Annotated in this window: 1 protein-coding gene and 1 pseudogene; one reads left to right on the forward strand and one right to left on the reverse strand. The window is 42.3% G+C overall.

Going from position 1 to position 1,490, the window contains the following annotated elements; translation table 11 throughout:
- The first annotated feature begins 267 nt into the window (after window positions 1–267).
- Entirely contained in the window at window positions 268–666 is a 399-nt protein-coding gene (locus Q8W40_RS27930) for a lysozyme inhibitor LprI family protein (protein WP_305402097.1), read from the forward strand.
- 27 nt (window positions 667–693) lie between these two features.
- Here the strand turns inward: Q8W40_RS27930 and Q8W40_RS27935 are convergent.
- Window positions 694–1,490 (reverse strand): annotated as a pseudogene (locus Q8W40_RS27935) (IS110 family transposase); the annotation flags it as partial.

Below are 1,490 nucleotides of genomic sequence, written 5' to 3' on the forward strand. Positions count from 1 at the left end.
TTACCCGATTGGAGAGCTTATTATCCATACAAACTGTTTAAGAGTGATTCGCAACGCGTGGCATTTTTACTATGCGTCGGTTTTAGTGATTAAGGTAGTATGCGGGAGCATCGGTATTGCGTGCCTCACACCTTAATTGGGAGTCATATTGATTGCTCATCGCAAAAGTCAACAATATCATGTGGTTAAGTTGACTTGTTGCTTGCTTCTCTCTCTTTCTATATGTACGGTTGAATAACTTGGATGCATATAAAGAGTGCAAGAAATATGAAAAAGGTATTATTAATTTCAACATTGTTTTTCTCATGCGGTGTTGTTGCTCAAGATGAACACTCTATTGACGTCGAGTTAAATGAGTGCTTAAACAATACTTCAACAACAGCAGGTATAGGCAATTGTGGCAGTAAAGCCAATGAGCAGTGGGATGCTGAGTTAAACTATTATTATAAGTCTTTAAGAAATGAGCTTGGCACCGAAGAACAAATAGCGCTAAGAGACTCTCAGCGTGCTTGGATTAAATACAGGGACTTAGAAATAAAAAATATACAGTTAATGTATGGTAGTAAGCGAGGTTCAATGTGGGGATTAGTAGCCTTATCCGATATCACCAACCTCACCAAGACCCGTGCAAAGGCTTTGAAAAGTTATTATGATCAAATGAATTAAAATAACAAACGACTATGGCGTCAATAGTTAATTTTTAGCTATATTTTCATCCCACATGACGCCATCTCTTAGCATTGAGTTTAAGATGACAACCATCTTACGAACGCAGGCGATGATAGCGACTTTCTTCGGTTTTCCTGATTGAACGAGGCGGGTGTAAGTCGCTTTGAAAACAGGGTTACACTGCATAGCAGACATCATCGCCATATACAGCACGGTTCGAACTTGCGCCCTCCCTCCTTGAATCATCCGCTTGCCTTTGTAACGCCCACTTTCTCGAGTAATGGGTGCGACACCAATGAGGGAGGCGCCTGTTTGTTGGTGATGTACCCCAACTCGGGAACGTTGCTGATGATTGATACAGCTGCGATGTTTCCAATACCAGGAACACTTTGCAGGATGTCGTTTTTGGTCTGATAGTCTGGACATGACTCGATGAGTTTAACGAGCTTATCCTCAATGTTTGAAATCTGTTTTTTCATGGCAGTCAGTATTGGCTTGATGGTCGAATGCAGAGATTTTGGCAATACCTGAATACGATTCTTCTCCATGGTTTGCATAGAGAGTAGCTGATTACGGCGTATGACTAAGTCACTCATCAATCGTATGTTTTCTGCTTTTATGATGGAGATGTCGGGCTTGATGGCTTCTGCGTAATGAGCGATAAGCTCAGCATCTAATCGGTCGTTTTTAGCTCTTCGACCAATGGCTCCAGCGAAGCGTTTAACGTGAATGGGGTTGGCGCGGACAATCGGTAATTGAGCTTCGGCACATGCTAGGACAAAGGGCATTTCTAGGCGTCCGGTTGCTTCAATGACGATACG

Source organism: Vibrio penaeicida, from assembly GCF_030689305.1.
GTDB lineage: Bacteria > Pseudomonadota > Gammaproteobacteria > Enterobacterales > Vibrionaceae > Vibrio > Vibrio penaeicida_B.